Annotated in this window: 4 protein-coding genes and 1 pseudogene; 2 read left to right on the forward strand and 3 right to left on the reverse strand. The window is 41.9% G+C overall.

What is annotated here, in order from left to right; genetic code table 11:
• Positions 1-1427 (forward strand): DUF3945 domain-containing protein (locus I6E24_RS15405; RefSeq protein WP_235329493.1); only part of this gene is annotated, 1427 nt, incomplete at its 5' end.
• Between the two features lie 40 nt (positions 1428-1467).
• Here I6E24_RS15405 and I6E24_RS15410 read toward each other — a convergent pair.
• The 3 genes from I6E24_RS15410 to I6E24_RS15420 all read right to left on the reverse strand — a co-directional run bounded on the left by I6E24_RS15410 (position 1468) and on the right by I6E24_RS15420 (position 3698).
• A complete protein-coding gene (locus I6E24_RS15410) occupies positions 1468-2007 on the reverse strand; it encodes a methylglyoxal synthase (protein WP_235329494.1) in 540 nt (179 codons plus the stop codon).
• A 424-nt stretch (positions 2008-2431) separates the two neighbouring features.
• On the reverse strand, positions 2432-3133 hold the full coding sequence (locus I6E24_RS15415; protein ID WP_235329496.1) for a TIGR04076 family protein: 702 nt from the start codon (positions 3131-3133) through the stop codon (positions 2432-2434).
• 235 nt (positions 3134-3368) lie between these two features.
• Positions 3369-3698 carry a hypothetical protein gene (locus I6E24_RS15420; RefSeq protein ID WP_235329498.1) on the reverse strand — a complete coding sequence of 110 codons (330 nt, stop codon included), beginning with the start codon at positions 3696-3698 and terminating at the stop codon, positions 3369-3371.
• A 115-nt stretch (positions 3699-3813) separates the two neighbouring features.
• Here I6E24_RS15420 and I6E24_RS15425 point away from each other — a divergent pair.
• A pseudogene (locus tag I6E24_RS15425) lies at positions 3814-4007 on the forward strand (transposase); the annotation flags it as partial.
• Between the last annotated feature and the right edge of the window lie 654 nt (positions 4008-4661).

Genomic DNA, 4661 nt, shown 5'->3' on the forward strand with positions numbered 1-4661 from the left:
CAAAGGATTTTCTACTGTTCGACAAGCATGGCGACATGCTCGACAACTTTTTCAAAAACTTCTTCCGGCAATGCAAGGAACCCAGCCGCTTCGGTTTCTACCGCATAGCGGCGGATCAGGTGGATTCGCTCCTGGGAGTGATGAAGGACCTGCTGCAGCATCCCTATCAGAATAAGGACATCCTTGCCCCGCACAAGGTGGACACATTCCCCTATCAGATGCAGGCGAAAGAAGAGAAAAAAGAGAAGAAAGAGGAACAGGGTGAAACCCAAAAACAGGAAAACATGGAACAGAAACAGGAAAAAACGCAGGAAAAGCCTCAGGCCCGACAAGGCTACCAGCCCATTAACGAGAGTTCAATCAACTGGCAGGAACTGAAAGAGAAATGGGGCATCGACCGTGAGGAGCTTGAAAAGTCCGGTGACCTGAAGAAGATGCTCAACTACGGCAAGTCGGATCTGGTGAAAGTGTCCCCAAAGTTCGGGGAGGAAACCTTTGAACTTGACGCCCGCCTGTCGTTCAGGAAAAACGAGGACGGCAGCATCGGTCTTGTACCACATTTCATCCGCAAGGAGCAGAAACTTGACGAGTACAAAGGGCACAAGTTCTCGGAAGACGACAAAAGGAATCTGAAGGCTACCGGCAACATGGGGCGTGTGATTGACCTTGTGGACAAGGAAACCGGAGAGATTATTCCCTCGTACATCAGCATTGACCGCAAGACGAACGAAATCACCTATGTCCCTGCCAGCAAGGTACGCATACCGGAAAGAATCGGAAAGACGGAAATTACAAAGCAGGAGCAGGAAATGCTCCGTGCGGGGCTGCCGGTAAAAGACAAGCTGGTGGAACGCAATGACGGAAGGAAGTTCGTAACGACCCTGCAGGTGAATGTGGAACAGCGCGGAGTCGAGTTCGTGCCGGGCACCGGAAAGTCCCCGCGTACCGTACAGAAACAGGAAAACACGGAACTGCCGGAACTGGAACCGGACATGAACGACGCTGAAAAGCAGGATGCGAAGCAGCAGAAAAGAAACACATGGACGAACGAGGACGGCAGTATCCGCGGCATCACCAAATGGTGCGGCAAGCCCCTGACGGAACAGCAGCAGGCGGACTACAAGGCAGGCAAGACCATCAGACTGGAGAACGTGACGGACAAGCAGGGGCAGCACGCCATCATGTATGTCAAGTTCAATCCGGAAAAGGGACGCCCGTACCGCTACGATGAAAATCCGGACAATGCCCAGAAAGTCGCCCCGTCGAACGAAAGCCGGACACAGGTAGCCGTAAACAGCGAGGGCAAGACGAACGAGGCGACCAAGAACATCAAGGAGCCGCTGCAGCAGGGACAGTCAGCCCCGAAGGATGACGCACAGAAGCAGCAGCAGGAAAAGCCCAAGAAAAACAAAGGCATGAAAGTATAGTCCCCACACACCACTAAATCCAAAAACATAAAAAACAGATTTAATCGTTTCGTGTTTTATTCTGCTTTCTTTTTCTCTTGGCAACTTGTTCTGCAGCTTCTGATATAATCTGTTTATTTGCAAATCTCTGAGTGTATTGCGTATAGTCAGGATGAATTCTTTCGTAGTTAGGATCACAGAAAAGAGGGCTTGTTATTATATGGTCAGCCGTAGAGCGGTTACAACAAAATACTATATTCTCAACTCCGGCCAATCTTGTCAGCGCCTTGACATCTGTATCATGAGGCTGCAAAGTCATAGGGTCTGTAAAGAAAAACAAATAATCAATCTCCCCTTCTACGATGCGTGAACCTATCTGCTGGTCTCCGCCTAGTGGACCAGATTTCAGTATAGTGATATCCCATTCTACATCAGGATGTTTTTCCTGAAGTGCTTTTTTGATAAGCGTTCCAGTTGTCCCTGTACAATAGAATTTATGCCCTACAAGACGTTCTGAATTCCATAGTACCCATTCTATCATGTCTTTTTTCATTGCATCATGTGCTACTAGCCCAATTCTGCGTGTAATAGTTCTTTCCATAAAAACGTGAATTTAGATAATTAAGTTTATATGTATAGAAACCTGATAATTATTATTGAAATCCTGAAAACTTTAAACCCTTTTTACCCTTATTTTTTATATCAATCTATCTTATTCAACTTCGTATTGCATTGCAAATATATTCATATTTATTGATAAAATGCTACATAATACCACAAACATCTATCAATATGCTTATTTATTGATGTTTATCAAGAAAAATGCTAGTTTATATTTAATTTTCCAATGTAATGATTTTAAAAGCTGTTTTCTTTTTTAGAAATTTCAAATGCACTTATACGATGCTACCGGTCAACCGATGTGCATCAGAATTATGCCTGTTTGCCGGATATTACCATAAAGAAAAGAACAGCCGTGAATCATGACTAGTTCACGGCTGTTCTTATAATAATATTACATTTAATCATTCAAATACATCAGCCTCTTCATCAGTTGCTTCTAATAAAAAGCTGACAGGTCTAAAACCATCATTGCAAGCTACTAGAGCCGTTTTTTTGTCTTTCATCCATCCATTGTAAAAATTTTCTCCTCCATGAGCTAAAGTCATTGCATATTCCATCATTGTTTCGGTGAGGAAAACACCGGAGGCATCAGCATTGATAAAATTCACCTGATTACCTATGGATACAGTTGGAGTCGGCATGGATATGTCTTCGGGAGCTTCGCCCCATATACCCATGGCATGCATAAGATTGAGGATACCGTTTACCAGACGGTTTCCATATCCGTGGTTAATACGCATGCCTACCCCCATTTCTACCACCAGAGTAGGTGTATTCAGGCTGTTCAGTGAATGAGCCAAAGTAGCCTCCAATACCGTAGCGGCTTCGTGTACCCAAATGAAATCTACGTCTAACAGTTTGGCATAAGGCACCAACTTGTCTGCCGTTTGTACATTAATACGTACCTGAGGAATTTCCCGCAAGAAAATGTTACTTGAATGGATGTCAATTACCATGTCTGCTCCCTGCAAATCGCGTATGATGGTATAGGCCGCCTGTTCTGCCATAGTCCCATCTTGATTACCGGTAAAGACACCACGGTTAACCCGGCAATCCATGGCATCGCGTCCATGCGCCAATTTAATATATCCATATTCTATCAATCGGTTATTTGTTGAAGCGGATTTCCCCAGGCATCTGCTCCATAAACCAAATAATCAGACGGATGGAGAAACATGTCGCGTTTCACTATTTGCTGACATGTATTGACGCAAGGCATACACCTTAAGCTAAAAAAATGACTGGTGACAGGAGAGCTGAATTGACTTGTAGCCCAGATTGAAACAATCATAAACATCTTCCCTTAATAGCTCGTTTAAATGCTCCAAAATCATTGGATCAAAAATACCTTCCTCGGTTTCCGCACAAAGCTTTAATGATTCGAAGACTTCCTGTATTCGATAATTTTCTTTCTACGCGCTCATCGCCCTCCTGAATTTCCAGATCCTTAAAATCAATCACCTCTTGTGCAATCCATCGGCGAGGTTCATCAATGATCAGCTGCTTCAGTTCTGCCAGTTTTTCGGGAGAGAGATCTCGCCCGAACACCACCCTTGGTATTGCATCAAAAGGGAACAACTGTTCATTAAAAATCCCGTTTTTATACACTCCGAAACGTACTCCGAAACGTTCCATCCATATCTTTTCTCCAACACGACCATCGCACATTGGAAAAAATGAAATCTTTCTCGTGTATAATATATTAGGAATGAATATCCACCGTAAAATCTTTTCTTTATTAATAACTAGAATTGAAGTATATAACTTCAGTATAAAACATTAGAACGTAGTATTGACAAGACTTGCAAGATGGTATGATGAGGTAGATATATGGAAATCATTAATTTCTTTGACAGACGTTCAACAAACGCTGCTTATGAATCCTTTAATGCTAAAATAAAGAATTTCCTCTCACAATTCAGGGGAGTAAAGGATAAGACTTTCTTCCTGTTCAGACTCGCTAATATTTATGCGTAAGTTGGTAATTCCTCAGGTTTAGGCAGACTTGACCTCCACTTAAAAGCAAGTCCACCAACTAGATTATATCTCGCTGATTATCTGCATTTTGCATAAAACAAACTCTTTTCAAAACATGTATTTTTACATCACTTTGATGAAGCATAAGAAAAACCGCATTACACCACCCTAAACAAATGGTCAATGAGGTTTCTCTTTTTACTTTCCATTTTTATATTCGGACTTGCCCGTTATCCACACAAAAAGATTGTGGGGAATCCAAATTCCCAGAAGTAATAAATCACACGGATATAATGTTCACTGAAATTAGTAAGCTAAACGGAGGATTATGTGGATAATCCGTTTATGAACATCGAAAAAGAGGTCACATAAATGATCTTCAATGTAGCCCTTTTTGTGACCTCTTTTGTTATTCGATTATTTACCAATATCCTCCAAAAGTAGGAGAGCCAATTCGTTTAACACGATTATCTTGTTTTAATTTCAAAATACATTTTTGTATTGTATTTGAATTTTTACCAGTTAATTCCATAAGTTGCGTCCGGGTAATTGTAGGTGTATTTTTTATAAGGTAATAAACTTATTCAATTGCAGTTTGACCACCATTTTTAGCAGATGCATCAGGTCGTTTAAATGTAATCCAAACAAATAAAC

This window comes from Bacteroides caecigallinarum (assembly GCF_021530995.1).
Lineage (GTDB): Bacteria > Bacteroidota > Bacteroidia > Bacteroidales > Bacteroidaceae > Phocaeicola > Phocaeicola faecigallinarum.

Excerpts from the sequence above, each read along its gene's own strand:
- I6E24_RS15410 (WP_235329494.1), bottom strand. The coding sequence starts at position 2,007 with ATGGAAAGAACTATTACACGCAGAATTGGGCTAGTAGCACATGATGCA.
- I6E24_RS15420 (WP_235329498.1), bottom strand. The coding sequence starts at position 3,698 with ATGTGCGATGGTCGTGTTGGAGAAAAGATATGGATGGAACGTTTCGGA.